Genomic DNA, 17,669 nt, shown 5'->3' with positions numbered 1-17,669 from the left:
GTACGAGGCCGGAACCGTCATGGACGGGGCTCCGCCCGAGGGCACGGTCCTCGCCGATTTCGAAGGCGGAACGTACGGTGACTGGACGGCGACCCCCGCCACCACCGCCGTTGAGGCTGCACGCCCTCGCAGGACGCAGCCTCAGCAGCGCGGACTCGCGGACTCGCGGACCCATGACAGGAGTCATGAATTGGAACAGATCCTGCTCTTCGCCGTGCTCGGCCTCGGCCAGGGGGCACTGATCGCCGGCATCGCGCTCGGCGTCGTGGTCACCTACCGGGGCTCGGGCATCATCAACCTGTCCACCGGCGCCGTCGCCATGGCCTCGGCCTATGCCTTCTGGGCCCTGACCACCGGTTTCTTCGGATTCACGCTGCCCGTCGGGCCCGCCCTCGCCGGGGCCCTCGCGGTCGCGCTCGCCGTCGGAGTGCTCACGGAGATGGCGGTCTTCAAGCCGCTGCGAACCGTCTCACCCCTGGCCAAACTCGCGGCCTCCCTCGGCATCCTGCTCACCCTGCAGGCCACCGTGCTCCTGGTCTTCGGGGTTCAGCCGCAGCAGGCACCGAGCATCCTTCCGGCCGACACCGTCACCATCCTGGGCGTCACCACACCCTCCGACCGCTTCGTCCTGGCCGGACTGGTCGTTGTGATCGCCCTGGTCCTCGGGGCCCTGTACCGGTGGAGCCGCTTCGGCCTGGCCACCCGCGCGGCCTCGGAGAACGAACAGGCCGCTCTTCTGGCAGGCCTGTCACCCAACAGCGTCTCGCTGGCCAACACACTCCTGGCCGCCCTGGTAGCCGGGCTGCTCGGTGTCCTGGCCGCGCCCATCGTCCAGGTCGACTCCATGACTCTCCCCCTGCAGGTGGTCCCGGCCCTGGCCGCCGCCCTCTTCGCCGGGTTCACCTCGCTGTGGATCGCCTGCACCACGGGCATCCTCATCGGAGTGCTCCAGTCGATCGTGTACTACCTGTCCACGCAGAGCTGGTTCCCGACCGACAACGGCAACGCCATGCCCGGCCTCCAGCAGCTCCTCGTCTTCGCCCTGATGGTCGTCGCCCTGTACGTGCGCGGCGCCGGTCTGCCGCGCCGCGGTGAACTCGTCGAAAAGCGGCTGCCCGCGGTGCCCCTGCCCGAGCGGTTGCTGCGGCCCGCCCTGATGGCCGCAGCGGTCGCCGCCGCCGCACTGATAGTCCTCCCGTTCGACTTCCGCCAGGCACTCACGAACTCGATGATCGGCATGGTCATCGTCCTGTCCTACGTCGTCATCACCGGCTACGTGGGCCAGATCTCCGTGATGCAGCTCGCGCTCTCCGGAACCGCAGGCTTCGTCCTCTCCCACGTCTCGGTCGGGTTGGGGATCCCGTTCCCGTTCTCCGCCCTCGGCGCGATGGTGCTGGCCACACTGCTCGGAGTGGCCGCGGGCGTCTCCGCCCTGCGGGTGCGGGGAGTGAGCCTGGCCGTCGTCACCCTGGCCGCGGCCCTGGCCATGGAACAGGCACTGTTCAACAACACCTCGTTCGGCGGAACGGCCGGAGTGTCCGTACCCCCGCCGCGCCTGTTCGGGAACGACCTCGGACCGAAAGCGGACTTCCGCGGCCTGGACGGCAACGAACCCAGCCCCATGTTCGGCTTCCTCGTCCTGGCCGTCACTGTCGCCCTCGGGCTGTACGTCGCCCATCTCAGGCGCACAGGACTCGGCCGGCGGATGCTCGCCGTCCGCTCCAACGAGCGCGCCGCCGCGGCAGCCGGTGTCGACGTGCGGGCCGTGAAGATCGCCGCGTTCGCGATCAGTTCCTTCATCGCCAGCGCCGCCGGCACCCTGTACGGCTACAACTTCGGCTCGGTCAGCGCCGCCCGGTTCACCGCGCTGGCCGCCCTCGGCCTGATCGGTTTCGCCTACATCGGCGGCATCACCATGGTGTCCGGAGCCGTGATCGCGGGGCTGATGTCCACCGAGGCGCTGCTGCCCCACGCGCTGGACAAGTGGTTCGGGATCAAGGGGACCTGGGCCCTGCTCTTCGGCGGCGTCTCCCTGATCGTGACGCTGATCGCCAACCCCGACGGCATCGCGGGCGCCGCCCACCGCCGGAGGACGGCGAAGAGGGCGGAACGCGCTGCGGCCGCGACGGGGCCACCGACTGACAGCGCATCCGCCGTGGGCTCCCCAGAGATCCGTCTCGGCCGTACCGCTGCCGACGCCAAGGAGGTCGCACCGTGAACGTGCTCTCTGTCCAGCAGTTGGGCGTCAGCTACGGCGGCGTCCACGCACTCAGCGACGTCTCCCTGGAGGTCGGCGAGGGCCAACTCGTGGGGCTCATCGGCCCCAACGGTGCCGGCAAGACCACCTTCGTGGACGCGGTCACCGGCCTCGTCGCCGCCCGGGGAAGGGTGGAACTGGACGGCAAGGACCTGACCGGACGGCCGCCCCATGTACGAGCCCGCCGAGGACTCGCCCGCACCTTCCAGAGCAGCGAACTCTTCGAAGACCTCACGGTCGCGGAGAACCTCCAGGTCACGGCGGACCCTTCGACGTGGTGGACCGCGCTCGGCGAGACCTTCGGCCGCCGCCCGTCCCCGAACCCCGCTGTCCCCAAGGCCCTTGCGGCCCTGGGACTCGAGGACCTGGCCGACGCCTCGGCACACGAACTGTCCCAGGGCAGACGCAAACTCGTCGGTGTGGCACGGGCCTTGGCCGCCCGGCCCCGCATCATCTGTCTCGACGAACCCGCGGCCGGCCTGGACACAACTGAGAGCGCCGAACTCGGACGCAGACTGCGCGCGGTCGCTGACGCCGGCACGGCGCTGCTCCTCATCGACCACGACATGAGCCTCGTGATGGGCATCTGCGACCACGTCGTCGTCCTGGAGTTCGGCAAGGTGATCGCCTCCGGGACACCGGCACAGGTCCGAACCAACCCCGCCGTCATCGCCTCCTACCTCGGGGCATCCACCGTCCAGCCCGCCACCGCGTCCGACACTTCAGCCGGTGGCTCCGCCAAGGACCTCACCAGCACACCGGAGACACCATGAGTACCCCAGTCCTGGAGGTGGCCGGACTCACTGCCGGATACGACGGAGTCCCTGTCATCCGCGGGATCGACCTCGAAGTGGGCGCGGGAGAGGTCGTCGCCCTCCTCGGGGCCAACGGAGCGGGGAAGACCACCACGCTCAAGGCCGTCTCCGCGCTGCTGCGCCCCCTTGGCGGCACGATCACCTTCAAGGGAACGGACCTCGGCAGGATCCCGGCAGCGACCCGCGCCCGCCTCGGCATCGCCCACGTTCCGGAAGGACGAGGCATCTTCTCCGGCCTCACGGTGGCGGAGCATCTGCGCCTCGGTCACCGGGGCGAGCGCCTCAACCAGGCGGCCGCCCAACGTTACTTCCCCGCCCTGTCCCGCCTCCAGGACCGCAAGGCAGGACTGCTCTCCGGCGGCGAGCAGCAGATGCTCGCCATGGGACGAGCCCTGGCCCGCGGCCCCCAGCTGCTCCTGCTCGACGAGCTCAGCCTCGGCCTGGCACCCATCATCGTCGAGGAGTTGCTGCCCATCGTCAGGCGCTATGCCGACGACACCGGCTGCGGCGTGCTGCTCGTCGAGCAGCACGTCGGCCTCGCCCTCGACATGGCCGACCGCGGCTACGTCCTCTCCCACGGCGAGATCACCGCGCACGCCGCGGCCCAGGAACTCCGGGCCGACCAGTCCCGGATCATCGCCGGCTACCTCGGCGAGCAGCACGCCTGACCCGGCCGGGCGGCCACAACCGCCGTACGCCACAACGACCGTGAGCCTGAACCGCTCGGGCCGGCCCACCCCCTACAACTCGGCCGAACGCTCAGGGCTGCCCGCGTACCCAGGACAAGGAGTCCGATGTTCACCTTCGACAGCAAAGACGGCGTCCAGATCCACGTGCACGAATGGAAGCCGGACACCCCACCGCGAGCCGTCGTCCAGATCGCCCACGGCATGGGAGAGCACGCCGGCCGTTATGCCCCACTCGCGGCAGCACTGACCACTCAGGGCTACGCCGTCTATGCCAACGATCACCGCGGACACGGGCTGAGCAGGCACGCCGAGCCCGGTCATCTCGGGGACGACGGCTGGAACCGACTCGTCAGCGACATGGTCACCCTCTCCGAGGCCATCCGCGAGCAGCACCCCGGCCTGCCCCTGGTACTGCTCGGACACAGCCTCGGTTCCTTCGCCTCACAGCAGTACGTCCTGGACCACTCCCACCTGATCGACGCACTCGCCCTCGCCGGTACTACTGCGGTCGACGTCATGCTGGCGGCACAGGCGCAGGAGGCCGCGGAGGGGCGAGACCCGTTGCTCGCGCTCAACCAGGCGTTCCAGCCCATCCGCACGCCGTTCGACTGGCTCAGCCGGGACGAACTGGCCGTCGACGCCTACCTCGCCGACCCCATGTGCGGCTTCAGCCTCGACGCCCAGGGCATGGCCGACATCACCATCGCCTCGGCGTCACTCGCCCGGCCCAGGGGCATCCCGGCGGATCTACCCATCTGCATCCTGGTCGGGGATCACGACCCACTGAACGCCGAGCTCTCACTCAGCAATCTGCTTGTCGAACGCTACGGCGAGGCCGGCCTCATCGACGTCACCTGTCTCAGTTATCCCGAAGCCCGCCACGAACTGTTCCACGAGACCAACAAACAGGAGATCGTCAGCGACCTGCTGGCCTGGCTGAACCGCGTCCTCGCCCGCTGACCCCGGCGCTGGGGACAGCGTCCCCAAGACCGCGAACGGTTATGGGGCGGGCGGCTGTTCTCGTCCGTTGTGCGCTTGGCGAGGTTGTCGGTCGAGGCGAAGTGGATCATGGCTTCTGAGCTGACGGGGAGGGGCTCATAGTCGCGGGCCAGACGTCGGCGGAGCATGATCCATCCCAGGCTGGTCGCGGGCCTTGATCGGGTACTGCGTCCTGGCGAAGCCGCCAGTGTCGATCTCGGTGAGGATGCGACACCAGAACCACTCACTCACGAACCGCTCTCTCAGCCGGGCGGCGGCAGCAGCCCAGTGATCCAGAAGTCGCCCAGTATCCCGGTGGCCCACCACCACACCGCATCGACCCCGCCGCCCACGGCCAGAGCAGCGTAGGCGCAGGTTCCCAGGCAGCCACTTCCGATTTACCTGCGTCCTGCCAGCGTCCCGAATTCAGCGTCCAACCGCTCGCGCAGGCCACTTGCGGCGGCTTGCCTCGGCGGTGGGCTAACACGTCTGCGCAGGTCAGCGAAGTTCGAACCAACGCCGATGGCAACACCATTGAACTCACGAGCAGCGGATTCAGTCCGTCCACCCAAAGTCCTGAATCCGCACGCCCGCTGAGATGTTTCCGCAGGTCACGGACCTGCACAGTGGGGCGGGTGGGACTCGAACCCACGGCCGACGGATTATGAGTCCTCTAAGGATCTTGGCGGTCCTTGCCGATCAACGCTGATCAATGACGTTTTCGCAGGTCAGATGGGGTTATCCATGCAGGTGCTCCTCAGTCCTTGTCAGTCTGTTCCTGTCCTTGTGGCCCCAACTCGGCCTCAATGAGGCCCGGCAGGATCGGACTGAAGGTACAGAGGACGATCACGCCGGCTCAAGGACGGGAATCGAACCCGCGCGCAGCGGATTTCCGTTCCAACGCGCAGAACCCCTCCCCCGCGGGCAGAGTTTCGCGGCCAGGTTTCGCAGGCCGGAATCTCAACTCGCCAGCCTGGTCCGCGGCCGCCCCTTCGACATGGCCCACCTCCCGCAAGACAGTGCCTGTGCTGCCTGAATCCGCACATGGATGAGGGAATCGCGGCTGTCATAGCCGTCGGCATCGGTGCCCCGGGCCCTCTGATCTGGGCGTATCTCGACTATCGGGTGGGTCGAGCACAGGTTGACGCCGCTGTTGAAGGAGTTAACGGACGGCACTGAAAACGCAGGGCTCAGGCGTCTGCAGCGCGGACGCGGTCGGCACCGTAGGCATCAGACCGCCTCGGTCACCGTCATCCAGCGCCACTGGGTGAACTGCTCCAGGTTGGCGGTGCCGCCGATGCGGGAGCCGTTGCCCGATGCTCCCATCCCGCCGAAGGGGGCGTTTGCGGCGTCCTTGGCGGAGACGTCGTTGAGGTGCACCATGCCGGTGCGCAGCTGCTCGGCGATGACCGCCGCCCGCGGCACCGAACGGGAGTGCACAGCCGCCGTCAGGCCGTATTCGGTGTCGTTGGCGATCTCGACGGCCTCCGTGTCGGTACGGAACGCGACGACGGGGGCAACGGGCCCGAAGATCTCCTCGGTGAAGGCGGGCATGGTCCGCTCGACGTGGTCCAGGACGGTGGGCGGGTAGAACAGCCCGTCGCGGCGTCCGCCGGCCAGCACCCGTGCCCCGGCGGCCACGCTCTCGTCCACGATGCGTTCGATCCTCGCGGCCTGGCGCTCGCTGATCACGGGACCGAGGGCCACACCCTTCTCTCGAGGGTCGCCGACCCGCAGCGCCTTGGCCTGCCCGATCAGTGCCTCGGTGTATGGCTCCACGAGGTCGGCGTGCACCAGATGACGTCCGGCGGCGACGCAGGCCTGCCCCTGATAGCCGAAGGAACTCATGGCCCCGGCTGCCGCGGCGGCGTCGACGTCCGCGTCGCCGAGCACGACGATCGAGTTCTTGCCGCCCAGTTCCAGGACCACCCGCTTGAGCCCGTCGCCCGCGGCGCGGGCGACCGCCCGTCCCGCCCCGGTGGAGCCGGTGAACGCGACCATGGCGACGTGGGGGTCAGCCACGACCGCCTCACCGGTGCCGGGACCTCCGGGCAGGACGTGGAGCAGCCCCTCGGGCAGTCCGGCGTCCTCGAACAGCCGCGCCACGACGACACCGCCGGACACCGGTGTGTGGGGATCGGGCTTGAGCAGGACGGCGTTGCCCAGCACCAGCGCGGGCGCGAGGGCCCGCATGGCGAACAGCAGGGGGGCGTTCCAAGGGTTGATGACGCCGACCACCCCCAGCGGTACCCGCCATGCGTAGCTGGCCTGCCCCGGCATCGACGGGCTCAGGATCTCGCCGCGGGGCAGCGACGCGAGCCCGACAGCCTGCGCCAGCTGGCTGAGTCCGGCCGCGATCTCGTAGTCGCCCTTCGCCGGGACGCCTCCGGACTCCCTGACGATCCACTCGCGGATCTCCCCGCTGTGGTCGCGCAGTGCCTGGGCGGCACGGACCAGTACCTCAGCACGCTCCTGGGGTGCCGTCTCGGCCCAGGCCCGCTGAGCCCGGGCGGCCAGGGCCCCGGCCCGGGCGACATCCGCGGGCGCCGCCACACCCACCTCCGCCAGCAGCTCTCCCGTGGCGGGTTCGTGCACCGACTGAGGCCCGCCCTCGGAATGCCGCCAGCCGCCGCTGTAGATCTTCCCGGTCCATTCGGTCGCGTCCAGCCACGTTCCCTCGCCGGTGGCAGTCATGGCACGACACTCCGCCATCGATGCATTGATACCATTTTTCGAGTCTATGGCTTTATTGAAAATATATGTCTACCTATTCTCCTGGTTGCTCCGGGCCGGGCCGGGACGCACGGTGGAAAGACCAAGGTGAGGGCGGATGAACGTGATGACGGGTTCTGAATCCGCCGACGACGGCCGGGCGGCGTACCGGCCGGACGACCTCATCGACGAGTCGGCCACGGCCAGAGCCACCGTGGATCCGGACGGCATCGTGACCGGGTGGAGCGAGGGAGCACGGCGGCTGCTCGGATACCGGCCCTCGGAGGTCATCGGCTGGCCCGCGGCACCGCTGCTCGCCGGGAAACCGCACGCCGAGACGCTGCGCTCCCTGCAAACGCTGCCGAGGTGGAACGGGACGGCGACTCTCCTGCACCGGGACGGCCACCGCCTCGCGGTGCACCTGCTGGCCCACCGCCGGGAGCCCGACTGCGAGGACAACGGGGGCGGCGAGTGGCTCCTGGTCTCCCCGCTGGCCCGGCCGTCGTCGCCTCTCCAGGACGACGCACTGGTGATGTGGGCGTTCACCCGGTCCCCGTCCACGACGGCGCTCTACGACACCGGCCTGAGGCTGCGGCGCGCGAACGCGGACATGGAACGTGTGATCGGCCTGCCCGAAGCGGCGATGCAGGGGTTGCGCGTGTCGGAGATCGTGGTCGACCCGGAGGGCGACCGGACGGAACTGTGCATGCGGCGGGCGCTGGAGACCGGCGAACAGCAGCGTCTGCGGCAGGTCCTGCACCTGGCGGGCCACGAGCGCGAGAGCATCTGGACGACTTCACTCACCCCTGTGCGGGACGCCGGGGGAACGGTACGGGGGGTGCTCCTCTCCGCACACGACATGACCGAGGAGCACCTGGCCCGGGGACGTCTGGCCCTGCTCAACGAAGCCAGCATCCGTATCGGCAGCACCCTGGACCTCGCCCGGACCGCTCAGGAACTCGCCGACGTGGCCATCCCCCAGCTCGCGGACTTCGTCACCGTCGACCTGCTCCCCGCCATCGAAGGCGGCGACGACCCGCGCGCCGGCGCACCGCCCAGCCCCGTCATGCTGCGCCGTGTCGCCTACCAGTCCGTTCTGGAGGGCTCCCCCGAGGCCGTGGTGGAGCGCGGAACGGTGGCCGCGTACCCGGACGGATCGACTGCGGCCAAGTGCCTGACCACCGGCCTGCCGGTGATCGAGAACGTGACCGCCTCTTCGATGGACCAGGTGGCGAGCCAGACCCCGGACCGGGCCGAGCGGATGCGGCGCTACGGCTTCCACTCGGTGCTGGCCGTGCCGATGCGCGCCCGAGGCATCACTCTCGGCGTGGCCACCTTCTCCCGCCACCGGCGCCCGGAACCCTTCGAACAGGACGACCTGCTACTGGGCGAGGAGATCACCGCCAGGGCCGCCGTCTGCATCGACAACGCCCGCCGCTACACCCGCGAGCGCCGCACCTCCCTCACCCTGCAGAGCAGTCTCCTGCCACAGCGGCTGCCCCCTCAGGCCGCCGTCGACGTCGCCTCCCGTTACCTGCCCGCCAGCACGCAGGCCGGCATCGGCGGCGACTGGTTCGACGTGATCCCGTTGTCCGGCGCCCGGGTCGCGCTCGTCGTCGGCGACGTCGTCGGCCACGGCATCCAGGCCTCGGCCACCATGGGACGGCTGCGCACCGCCGTGCGCACCCTGGCCGACGTCGACCTCCCGCCCGACGAGCTGCTGACCCACCTGGACGACCTGGTCATCCACCTGTCCGCTGAGGCCGAAAGCGCAGCCGGCACCACCGGCGACATCGGCGCGACCTGCCTGTACGCCGTCTACGACCCGGTCTCCCGGCGCTGCACCCTGGCTCGCGCGGGCCACCCCGTACCCGCGGTGGCGACCCCGGACGGCGCCGTGCGATTTCCCGACATCCCCGCGGGCCCGCCATTGGGGCTGGGCGGCCTGCCCTTCGAAGTCACCGAGATGGAACTGCCCGAAGGCAGCCTCCTCGCGCTGTACACCGACGGTCTCATCGAGGACCGTGGCCGCGACATCGACGAAGGCCTCGACGCGCTGCGCGAGGTGCTGGCCCAGCCGGCTCCGTCCTTGGAGAGCACCTGCGACACCGTGCTCCAGACGCTTCTCCCGGACCACCCCGCCGACGACGTGGCGCTGCTGATAGCCCGCACCCGCGCCCTGGACGCGGCCCATGTCGCCACCTGGGACGTGCCGCCCGATCCCTCAGCAGTCGCCGAGACCCGTAAGAACACCCGTCGGCAGCTGGCCACCTGGGGCCTGGACGAGGCCGCCTTCGTCACCGAACTCGTCGTCAGCGAACTCGTCACCAACGCCATCCGCTACGGCGGCGCCCCCATCCAGCTCCGGCTCATCCGCGACCGCAACCTCATCTGCGAGGTCTCCGACGCCAGCAACACCGCCCCCCACCTGCGCCGCGCCCGCACCTTCGACGAAGGCGGCCGCGGCCTGCTCCTGGTCGCCCAGCTCACCCAGGGCTGGGGCACCCGCCAGACGTACACGGGCAAAACAATCTGGGCCGAACAGGCCCTCCCCATCACCTGACAGCGGAGCGGATCAGGTCCTCACGGTGATCACGGGCGCGTGGGGGCGGGGCAAGCCTGCGCGCGGAGCAGCGCGCCGGTGAGGGCTGTCTGTCCGGCTGCTTTTCCGGGCCCGGCGTGCCTCGCACGGCTACGTTGTCGAATTTTCCCGTGCGCCCACAGCCGGCCCCGAACTCTGGTGCCCCGGAGCTGGGCCGTACCAGGGTTGCGCCGGACGGTCACGCAAGCGACGGCCACGGTTCAGCGGCCCACTCCAGCCAACTCGACACCCGGGAGACGGACCGCCTACCTCCCTCCGATGGTGCCCGCCCGCCGTGTTCGGAGGCCAGGGCCGTACGCAGCTGCGCGTCGTTCAGTTCGCGGCAGGGAACACAATCCGTACCACCGATATAGTTGATCACGCAGGATGACGGGGAGAGCCGCACCTGGGCAACCGACGTCCTCGGCAGCTGGCTGTTCGCCCTCGCCCTCCTCGCCCTCGGCACCGCACTGATCCACCGCACTGATCCACCGCAAGGAGAACGCCCCGTATCCCGTGGCGTCCGCCGCCTGGTTCGCGCCTCGCCCCGCCCGATGGCGCTCCGGCGTCCCCACGTCGTCGTGCAGCGAGGCCTGACTGGGCGTGGCACGCCCGAGAGGCCCAGCTCGTCGTCTCGGCGAGGCCGGCGTGCGCGGGCGGCCTCACCGCTGGTCTAGCTCGGCTTTCTACCTCAGCTGAGCCCCGCCCACCTGACCTGGATCGACTTCGCCCCCTCGCGATCATCGAGCGAGGAGCCCGTTGGCGCCCAGACCAGCCTGTCCAACCTCAGGGCAACGCACGAGAGGTCGAGTGCCCCTCAGGGGCCGTTTTGTGTTGGGGCCGTTTCCATGGCTACCAGGACCCTCGCCAGACGTACTACCCGCAGGCCACAGCCCTATACGGCCGCCACAAGAAACGCCCTGAGCCACACGCAGACGACTCGTCGGACAACGCCTCCGGCGCACTCCCCCCGGTACCTCCGGCCTCAGGACGGCCTCAATACATGCCCGTGTCACAGCAGGACCGAGTCGACGTCTCACCGGCTGCACGTCCGCACGCGTCCGTGCAGGTCAGAAGGGCATCAGCCGACGCAGACCAACCCGGCACCAAACTCGCGCGCAGCGGATTCAGTCCGTTCAGGCAAAGTTGACGCCCCGACACGCAAAAATGAACGTTTCCGCAGGTTAGAAGCCTGCGCAGGTGGGGCGGGTGGGACTCGAACCCACGGCCGACGGATTATGAGTCCGCTGCTCTAACCGGCTGAGCTACCGCCCCGTCTACGGCGCGTCGCGCACATTTGTGCGCGCCGTCTGCCGCAGCATAGCCGCTCATACGATCTCCTGCTTCGGATGGTCGGCTACGCACGACCATGAGGACAGCGCCGCAGGCTGCGCGGTTCCGCCGGACATGAAAAAGGACCCCTGAGGGGTCCTCTTCCGCTGCTCTCCCGACTGGACTCGAACCAGTAACCTGCCGGTTAACAGCCGGCTGCTCTGCCAATTGAGCTACGGAAGATCGAGCTCCCCCGACTGGACTCGAACCAGTAACCTGCCGGTTAACAGCCGGCTGCTCTGCCAATTGAGCTACGGAGGATTGTCTCGTTGCATCGAACGTACCTCCCTGGGTATCCGCCAGAGGGCAGGCGCTCGCTGCGACACATACATTAGCGCAAGCAGGGGGGTGCTCCGCCAATCGGTTCCTCCCCCGCGACCGATGCCGACTCAAGGGAAGGGTGGCCGTCATGCGCTATCGACTGACGTTCGTTGCCGGACTGGCCCTGGGGTACGTCCTGGGCACACGAGCCGGGCGGGAGCGTTATGAGCAGTTGAAGAAGTCCGCGCGGGAGTTCGCACAGAACCCCGCGGTGCGCAACACCGCGGAGTCGGCTGCCCAGCAGAGCCGGCAGTTCGCGGGCAAGGCCTACCACGTGGTGAGCGAGCGGGTCGGTGACCGTGTCCCGGACTCGGTGGCCGAGCGCGTACGGCATCTGCGCGAGCGGAACACGAACGGCGCGGGGGCGCACGACGACTGGGGCACCAGTAACACCTAGCGGCACGGATGGCACGTAAACGGAGGGCACTAGCGCGTGCAACCTAGTGCCCTGCGCCACGTGCGCGGCTCAGTACTGACGACACATAGCAGGTCAGGGCACAAGCGGTACGAGTGGCTCCGGCAGAGCGGCGCGGTGACCTCCGGCGGTACGGCAGAATTTCCGCCATGGGGATAGTCGCCGGGCTGGACAGTTCGCCCGATTTCACTCGCATCGTCGTCTGCGACGCGGACAGCGGAGCCGTGCTCAGGCAGGGGTATGCCCCGCATCCGCTCGACGGCGCCGAGGGCGGTCGACCGTCGGACGTCGACCCGCAGGCCTGGCTGCTGTCCCTGGGCGAGGCGGCGGGTGGCGGGCTCCTCGAAGGCGTGCAGGCCATCGGCGTGTCCGCGCAGCAGAGCGCGCTCATCCCGCTGGACACACAGGGCAATACGGTGCGTCCGGCGCTGGTCGGCGGGGACAAGCGGGCGCAGGTCTGCGCCGCCGAGCTGGTCGACGCGCTCGGTGGCCGGGAGGCGTGGGCGCAGGCCGTGGGCACCGTGCCGGGGGCGGCGCAGCCGGTGACGAAGCTGCGCTGGATGGTCAAGAACGAGCCGGACGCCGCGCTGCGGACGGCCATGCTCATGCAGGCGCACGACTGGCTGGTGTGGCAGTTGCTCGGCAGACCGGCCCGGCGGACCACGGACCGGGGCGATGCCTCCGGTACGGGGTACTGGTGCGCGGTAAACGGTGCGTACCGGCCCGATCTGGTCGAGCTGGCGCTGGGGCATCAGGCGCTGCTGCCGGATGTACTCGGTCCGGCGGAGGCCGCGGGGACGACGCCCGAGGGGCTGCTGATCTCGGCGGGGACGGGCGAGACGATGGCCGCGGCGTTCGGCCTGGGGATCGGGCTCGGGGACGCGGTGGTGTCGCTCGGCGCCTCCGGGTCCGTGATGGCCGTACACCACGAGGCGCTGATCGATCCGTCCGGGATGATCACCTCGCTCGCGGACGCGACGGGTATGCATCTGCCGGTCGTCACCACGCTGAATGCCGTACGGACGCTGCGCGGGAGTGCCGAACTCCTCGGGCTGCCCGACCTGGAGAGCCTGTCGGACCTGGCGATGAAGTCGACGCCGGGCGCCCATGGACTCGTACTGCTGCCGTATCTGGAGGGCGAGCGGACGCCCGATCTGCCGCATGTGGCGGGCACGTTGGCGGGGTTGCGGCGGGAGTCGATGCGGCCCGAGCATCTGGCGCGGGCGGCGTTCGAGGGCATGTTGTGCGGGCTCGCGGACGCGCTGGACGTGCTGCGCAGGCGGGGTGTTGAGGTGCGGCGGATCTTTCTGCTGGGGCCGGCCGCCGAGTTGCCGGCCGTGCAGGCATGCGCGCCCGCGTTGCTCGGCACGCAGGTCGTGGTGCCGCAGTCCGCCGACTACGCGGCGATCGGCGCGGCGCGGCAGGCCGCCTGGGCGCTCGGCGCCTCGCAGGGCACCCTCGATCCGCGGCAGCCGCCCGTCTGGCAGGGCGCGACCGCGCAGATCCTGGACCCCGGCGACGATGTGGCGGTGGGGGCGGCGGTGCGGCAGCAGTACACGTCGGTACGGGACCAGACCCACCCGGGCGCCGTCAGGCTCTGACCGGACCGGACCGTCCAGGCGTACGGCCGCACGCCTGGACCCACGGCCGTACGCGCCAACCGGCGGCCATACGCCCCGACCCGCAGGCCGCGCGCTCCCGACCCACAACCGCCGCCCCGACCGACGATCACCACAGAAAGGCGGAGTCGGGCGTTCCGGACGGTTTGGGAGGTTCTTGGAACGCTGTTGGCTTAATTGGTTGGGGTAACGCCGGTGGAATGTTCGACGATGAGGCGTGGTGCGTCACCACTCGCCCCTGTCGTCGACTCCGAGAGACCAGCGTGCTCATACGACTCCTGCGTGCCCATCTCAGGCCGTACAAGAAGGCCATCGCCTTACTGGTGCTGCTGCAGTTCCTCCAGACCTGCGCCACCCTCTATCTGCCCACCCTGAACGCGGACATCATCGACGACGGTGTCGTGAAGGGTGACACGGGCTACATCCTGACCTTCGGCGCGTTGATGATCGGCATCTCGCTGGTGCAGGTCGTCTGCAACATCGGGGCCGTCTACTACGGCGCCCGTACGGCCTCGGCGGTCGGCCGGGACATCCGGGCCGGCGTCTTCGACCGGGTGCAGTCGTTCTCCGCGCGTGAGGTCGGTCACTTCGGGGCGCCGTCGCTGATCACCCGCACCACGAACGATGTGCAGCAGGTGCAGATGCTGGCCCTGATGACGTTCACGCTGATGGTGTCGGCGCCGATCATGTGCGTGGGCGGCATCGTCATGGCGCTCGGTCTGGACGTACAGCTGTCCGGAGTGCTCGTCGCCGTGGTGCCCGTTCTCGGTATCAGCGTGACGTTGATCGTGCGGCGGCTGCGTCCGCTGTTCCGCACCATGCAGGAACGGCTCGACAACGTGAACCGGGTGCTGCGCGAGCAGATCACCGGCAACCGCGTCATCCGCGCCTTCGTCCGGGACACGTACGAGGAGGAGCGCTTCCGTAAGGCCAACGTCGATCTCACCGAGGTGTCGCTGGGCACCGGGCGGATTCTGGCGCTGATGTTCCCGATCGTCATGACGGTGGTGAACGTCTCGTCGATCGCGGTGGTGTGGTTCGGCGCGCACCGTATCGACAGCGGCGGGATGCAGATCGGCGCACTGACCGCGTTCCTCGCCTATCTGATGCAGATCGTGATGGCCGTGATGATGGCCACCTTCATGTTCATGATGGTGCCGCGCGCCGAGGTCTGCGCCGAGCGCATCCAGGAGGTCCTGGACACGGAGAGCAGTGTGGTGCCTCCGGCGGCTCCGGTACGTGAACTGCGGCGGCACGGTCATCTGGAGGTCCGCGAGGCCGGTTTCCGTTACCCGGGCGCCGAGGAGCCGGTGCTGAAGTCCATCGACCTGGTGGCGCGGCCCGGTGAGACGACCGCGGTGATCGGGTCGACCGGCAGCGGCAAGTCGACGCTACTCGGGCTGGTCCCGCGGCTTTTCGACGCCACGGACGGTGAGGTCCTCGTCGACGGCGTGGACGTACGGACCCTTGAACCGCGGCTGCTGGCGCGGACCGTGGGCCTCGTACCGCAGAAGCCGTATCTCTTCGCCGGCACGGTGGCCACGAACTTGCGGTACGGGAATCCGGACGCGACCGACGAGGAGTTGTGGCACGCGCTGGAGGTGGCGCAGGCAAAGGACTTCGTGCAGCGGCTGGAGAACGGGCTCGACTCCCCCATCGCACAGGGCGGCACGAACGTGTCGGGTGGTCAGCGGCAGCGCCTCGCCATCGCCCGGACCCTCGTACAGCGCCCGGAGATCTACCTCTTCGACGACTCGTTCTCCGCGCTCGACTACGCGACGGACGCGGCCCTGCGTACGGCCCTGGCGCGGGAGACCGCCGAGGCGACCGTCGTGATCGTCGCGCAACGCGTGTCGACCATCCGTGACGCCGACCGGATCGTCGTGCTCGACGAGGGGCGGGTCGTGGGGACGGGCCGCCACCGCGAACTGATGGCGGACAACGAGTGTTACCGGGAGATCGTGCTCTCCCAGCTGACGGAAGCGGAGGCAGCCTGATGGCCGGGCCCATGGGGCGGATGATGGCCGGGGGCGGTCCCGACCAGCAGTCGATGGACTTCAAGGGGTCCGGGAAGCGGCTGCTCGCGCAGTTCAGGCCCGAACGGGCCACGATGTACGGGATGTTGCTCGCCGTCTTTCTGAGTGTGGCCCTGTCTGTGCTGGGGCCGTGGATCCTCGGGCGGGCGACCGACCTGGTCTTCGCGGGGGTCGTCGGACGGGGGATGCCCGAGGGCGCCACGAAGGCCGAGGTGCTGGCCTCCATGCGGGAGCGTGGTGACGGCGGGATGGCCGACATGCTCTCCGGTACGGATTTCACGCCGGGCAAGGGCATCGACTTCACGGCGGTCGGTGAGGTGCTGGGGCTCGCGCTGCTGGTGTTCGCGGCGGCCGGGCTGCTGATGGCGGTGGCGACGCGGCTGGTCAACCGGGCCGTCAACATGACCGTGTACCGGATGCGGGAGGACGTGCAGACGAAGCTGTCGCGGCTGCCGCTGTCGTACTTCGACCAGCGGCAGCGCGGTGAGGTGCTCAGCCGGGCGACGAACGACATCGACAACATCGGTCAGACGCTTCAGCAGTCGCTGGGGCAGCTCGTCAACTCGCTGCTCACCATCGTCGGCGTACTGGTGATGATGTTCTGGGTGTCGCCGCTGCTGGCGCTGGTCGCGCTGGTGACGGTGCCGCTGTCGTACGTCGTCGCCAAGTCGGTCGGCAAGCGCTCGCAGCCGCACTTCGTGCAGCAGTGGCGGTCGACCGGGAAGCTCAACGCGCATATCGAGGAGATGTACACCGGGCACACGCTCGTCAAGGTCTTCGGGCGGCAGGACGAGTCGGCGGCGCAGTTCGCGGAGCAGAACGACAAGTTGTACGAGGCCGGGTTCAAGGCGCAGTTCAACAGCGGGATCATGCAGCCGCTGATGATGTTCGTGTCGAACCTCAACTATGTGCTGGTGGCGGTGGTCGGCGGACTCCGGGTCGCGTCCGGTGCGCTGTCGATCGGTGATGTGCAGGCCTTCATCCAGTACTCGCGGCAGTTCTCGATGCCGCTCACCCAGGTCGCGTCGATGGCGAACCTCGTGCAGTCGGGGATCGCGTCGGCGGAACGCATCTTCGAGTTGCTCGACGCGGAGGAGCAGGAAGCGGATCCCGTGCCCGGGGTCCGGCCGGAGGAGGTGCGGGGGCGGGTCGCGCTGGAGCATGTCTCCTTCCGCTACGACCCCGAGAAGCCGCTCATCGAGGACCTTTCCCTGAAGGTCGAACCCGGCAACACGGTCGCCATCGTGGGCCCGACGGGGGCGGGCAAGACGACGCTGGTGAATCTGCTGATGCGGTTCTACGAGGTCACTGGCGGGCGGATCACGCTCGACGGGGTCGACGTCGCGAAGATGTCCCGCGACGAACTGCGGGCCGGGATCGGGATGGTGCTCCAGGACACGTGGCTGTTCGGGGGGACGATCGCGGAGAACATCGCGTACGGGGCCTCTCGCGAGGTGACGCGCGGGGAGATCGAGGAGGCGGCGCGGGCGGCTCATGCGGACCGGTTCGTTCGTACGCTGCCGGATGGCTACGACACCGTGATCGATGACGAGGGGTCGGGGGTCAGCGCGGGTGAGAAGCAGCTGATCACGATCGCGCGGGCGTTCCTGTCCGATCCGGTGATCCTGGTGCTGGACGAGGCGACGAGTTCGGTCGACACCCGTACCGAGGTGCTGATCCAGAAGGCGATGGCGAAGCTGGCGCATGGGCGGACGTCGTTCGTGATCGCGCACCGGCTGTCGACGATCCGGGATGCGGACACGATTTTGGTGATGGAGAACGGGGCGATTGTGGAGCAGGGGGCGCACGAGGAGTTGTTGGGGGCGGAGGGGGCTTATGCGCGGCTGTACAAGGCGCAGTTTGCGGAGGCGGTGGTGGAGGTGGACTGACGGTTCCCTCCGGGGTGCCCGGGGG

General features: G+C 69.2%; 10 protein-coding genes, 3 tRNA genes and 1 pseudogene. 9 read left to right on the top strand and 5 right to left on the bottom strand.

Annotated features, from left to right (window positions below; translation table 11 throughout):
- From G6048_RS38250 to G6048_RS38235, 4 genes are all read left to right on the top strand, one after another.
- Positions 1-2,218: branched-chain amino acid ABC transporter permease (locus G6048_RS38250; protein WP_235990893.1), on the top strand; the 2,218-nt coding region annotated here is incomplete at its 5' end.
- Entirely contained in the window at positions 2,215-3,030 is an 816-nt protein-coding gene (locus G6048_RS38245) for an ABC transporter ATP-binding protein (RefSeq protein WP_165344198.1), read from the top strand. The genes G6048_RS38250 and G6048_RS38245, both read left to right, overlap by 4 nt.
- The gene (locus G6048_RS38240; RefSeq protein ID WP_165344197.1) at positions 3,027-3,740 is read left to right on the top strand and encodes an ABC transporter ATP-binding protein; all 714 of its coding nucleotides are present in this window, start codon (positions 3,027-3,029) and stop codon (positions 3,738-3,740) included. Before G6048_RS38245 ends, G6048_RS38240 begins: the two co-directional genes overlap by 4 nt.
- Before the next feature lie 126 nt (positions 3,741-3,866).
- Positions 3,867-4,721: an alpha/beta fold hydrolase gene (locus tag G6048_RS38235; protein WP_165344196.1), complete on the top strand. Its 855-nt coding sequence runs from the start codon at positions 3,867-3,869 to the stop codon at positions 4,719-4,721.
- Between the two features lie 53 nt (positions 4,722-4,774).
- Here G6048_RS38235 and G6048_RS38230 read toward each other — a convergent pair.
- Together G6048_RS38230 and G6048_RS38225 are read right to left on the bottom strand one after the other, a co-directional pair.
- Positions 4,775-4,903: pseudogene (locus tag G6048_RS38230) on the bottom strand (IS5/IS1182 family transposase); the annotation flags it as partial.
- 1,066 nt (positions 4,904-5,969) lie between these two features.
- Positions 5,970-7,433, bottom strand: coding sequence for a benzaldehyde dehydrogenase (locus tag G6048_RS38225; protein ID WP_165344195.1), 1,464 nt, complete (start codon positions 7,431-7,433; stop codon positions 5,970-5,972).
- A gap of 136 nt (positions 7,434-7,569) precedes the next feature.
- Here G6048_RS38225 and G6048_RS38220 point away from each other — a divergent pair, with 136 nt between their 5' ends.
- Positions 7,570-10,014, top strand: coding sequence for a SpoIIE family protein phosphatase (locus G6048_RS38220; RefSeq protein ID WP_165344194.1), 2,445 nt, complete (start codon positions 7,570-7,572; stop codon positions 10,012-10,014).
- Between the two features lie 1,219 nt (positions 10,015-11,233).
- On the opposite strand, the gene G6048_RS38215 is transcribed toward G6048_RS38220, so the two are convergent.
- The 3 genes from G6048_RS38215 to G6048_RS38205 form a co-directional block, all read right to left on the bottom strand.
- Positions 11,234-11,307: transfer RNA gene (locus G6048_RS38215), tRNA-Ile, on the bottom strand.
- Between the two features lie 167 nt (positions 11,308-11,474).
- A tRNA-Asn gene (locus G6048_RS38210) sits at positions 11,475-11,547 on the bottom strand.
- A gap of 5 nt (positions 11,548-11,552) precedes the next feature.
- Positions 11,553-11,625: transfer RNA gene (locus G6048_RS38205), tRNA-Asn, on the bottom strand.
- Positions 11,626-11,773: 148 nt separating this feature from the next.
- On the opposite strand from G6048_RS38205, the gene G6048_RS38200 reads away from it, so the two are divergent.
- The 4 genes from G6048_RS38200 (at position 11,774) to G6048_RS38185 (ending at position 17,644) form a co-directional block, all read left to right on the top strand.
- Positions 11,774-12,082 carry a YtxH domain-containing protein gene (locus tag G6048_RS38200; RefSeq protein WP_165344193.1) on the top strand — a complete coding sequence of 103 codons (309 nt, stop codon included), beginning with the start codon at positions 11,774-11,776 and terminating at the stop codon, positions 12,080-12,082.
- 167 nt (positions 12,083-12,249) lie between these two features.
- On the top strand, positions 12,250-13,701 hold the full coding sequence (locus G6048_RS38195) for an FGGY family carbohydrate kinase (protein ID WP_165344192.1): 1,452 nt from the start codon (positions 12,250-12,252) through the stop codon (positions 13,699-13,701).
- Positions 13,702-13,982: 281 nt separating this feature from the next.
- Positions 13,983-15,716, top strand: a complete 1,734-nt coding sequence (locus G6048_RS38190) for an ABC transporter ATP-binding protein (protein WP_165344191.1) — start codon at positions 13,983-13,985, stop codon at positions 15,714-15,716.
- The gene (locus tag G6048_RS38185; protein WP_165344190.1) at positions 15,716-17,644 is read left to right on the top strand and encodes an ABC transporter ATP-binding protein; all 1,929 of its coding nucleotides are present in this window, start codon (positions 15,716-15,718) and stop codon (positions 17,642-17,644) included. The genes G6048_RS38190 and G6048_RS38185 overlap by 1 nt, the downstream gene beginning before the upstream one ends.
- Positions 17,645-17,669: the final 25 nt, after the last annotated feature.

Origin of the sequence: Streptomyces ureilyticus, assembly GCF_011045025.1 — a bacterium.
In the GTDB taxonomy this organism is placed as follows: domain Bacteria; phylum Actinomycetota; class Actinomycetes; order Streptomycetales; family Streptomycetaceae; genus Streptomyces; species Streptomyces ureilyticus.
This window is presented reverse-complemented; position numbering and strand designations above follow the sequence as displayed.

Excerpts from the sequence above, each read along its gene's own strand:
- G6048_RS38200 (WP_165344193.1), top strand. The coding sequence starts at position 11,774 with ATGCGCTATCGACTGACGTTCGTTGCCGGACTGGCCCTGGGGTACGTC.
- G6048_RS38195 (WP_165344192.1), top strand. The coding sequence starts at position 12,250 with ATGGGGATAGTCGCCGGGCTGGACAGTTCGCCCGATTTCACTCGCATC.
- G6048_RS38225 (WP_165344195.1), bottom strand. The coding sequence starts at position 7,433 with ATGACTGCCACCGGCGAGGGAACGTGGCTGGACGCGACCGAATGGACC.
- G6048_RS38220 (WP_165344194.1), top strand. The coding sequence starts at position 7,570 with ATGAACGTGATGACGGGTTCTGAATCCGCCGACGACGGCCGGGCGGCG.
- G6048_RS38235 (WP_165344196.1), top strand. The coding sequence starts at position 3,867 with ATGTTCACCTTCGACAGCAAAGACGGCGTCCAGATCCACGTGCACGAA.
- G6048_RS38240 (WP_165344197.1), top strand. The coding sequence starts at position 3,027 with ATGAGTACCCCAGTCCTGGAGGTGGCCGGACTCACTGCCGGATACGAC.
- G6048_RS38185 (WP_165344190.1), top strand. The coding sequence starts at position 15,716 with ATGGCCGGGCCCATGGGGCGGATGATGGCCGGGGGCGGTCCCGACCAG.